The sequence below is a fragment of the Streptomyces sp. NPDC002206 genome, from assembly GCF_053593595.1.
This window is the reverse complement of the sequence record NZ_JBSFCW010000003.1, coordinates 507,924-509,159: the sequence shown is the minus strand read 5'-3', so window position 1 is coordinate 509,159 and position 1,236 is coordinate 507,924. Positions and strand designations below refer to the sequence as shown.

1 rRNA gene and 1 pseudogene are annotated in these 1,236 nt (G+C 66.7%); both read left to right on the top strand.

What is annotated here, in order from left to right:
* Nucleotides 1-181 precede the first annotated feature (181 nt).
* A 5S ribosomal RNA gene (gene rrf, locus ACWCP8_RS10445) occupies nt 182-298 on the top strand.
* Nucleotides 299-552: 254 nt separating this feature from the next.
* A pseudogene (locus ACWCP8_RS10440) lies at nt 553-1,236 on the top strand (hypothetical protein); the annotation flags it as partial.

Genomic DNA, 1,236 nt, shown 5'->3' with positions numbered 1-1,236 from the left:
GTTGATAGGCCAGATGTGGAAGCCCGGCAACGGGTGGAGCTGACTGGTACTAATAGGCCGAGGGCTTGTCCTCAGTTGCTCGCGTCCACTGTGTTGTTCCCGGGTTGCGAACAGTCGCACCGGTTGAACAGCTTCACTACTTAATTGAAAAGTGTGCTTGTTCGCTAGAACCCGATAGGGTTTCGGTGGTCATTGCGTTAGGGAAACGCCCGGTTACATTCCGAACCCGGAAGCTAAGCCTTTCAGCGCCGATGGTACTGCAGGGGGGACCCTGTGGGAGAGTAGGACGCCGCCGAACAATCTTTCAAGGACCTTTGGTCCCAGCGTTCATGCTGGGACCAAAGGTCCTTTTTTGTTTTCCGAAGCGCGTCGGGTGGCCGACTGCGCGAGAATGTGTGTAGTACCCGAAGACAGGAGTTCCACCCATGTCCACCAACTCTCCCGACGATCGTTCGGAGCGCGAGCCGCGTCGCCGGGACGATGGTGACCGGGGCGGCTTCCGGGGTGGTCGTGACGACCGGTCCGGAAGCCCGCGTCGGGACAACGACCGTGGTGGCAACCGCCGTGATGACGGCCGGCCGACGAGCGGCGGTGCCGGTGGTGGCGTCCGTCGCGACGACCGTGATCGCGGGCCGCGCCGTGACGACAGCCGTGGCGGTGGCTCCGGTGGTGGGTTCCGTCGCGATGACAACCGCGGCGGCGGTTCCGGTGGCAGGTTCCCTCGGGACGACCGCGGTGGTGGTTCCGGTGGTGGGTTCCGTCGTGATGACAACCGCGGTGGCGGTTCCGGTTCCGGTGGAGGCTTCCGTCGCGATGATCGTGCGCCGCGTCGTGATGATGAGCGTGGTGGGCGTCCCGGTGGTGGCTTCGAGCGCCGTGACGACCGGCCGCGTGGGCCCCGTCGCGACGACGACAGCCGCAGTGGCGGGTTCCGTCGTGATGACAGCCGCGGTGGCGGTGCCGGTGGTGGCTTCCGTCGTGATGACAGTCGGCCCACGAGTGGCGGTGACCGGGGCGGGTTCCGTCGCGATGACAGCCGTAGTGGCGGTGCCGGTGGTGGCGTCCGTCGCGACGACAGCCGCGGTGGCGGCTCCAGTGGTGGCTTCCGTCGTGATGACAGCCGGCCCACGAGCGGCGGGTTCCGTCGCGATGACAGCCGCGGTGGCGGTGCCGGTGGTGGCTTCCGTCGTGATGACAGCCGGCCCACGAGTGGCGGTGACCGGGGCGGGTTCCGTC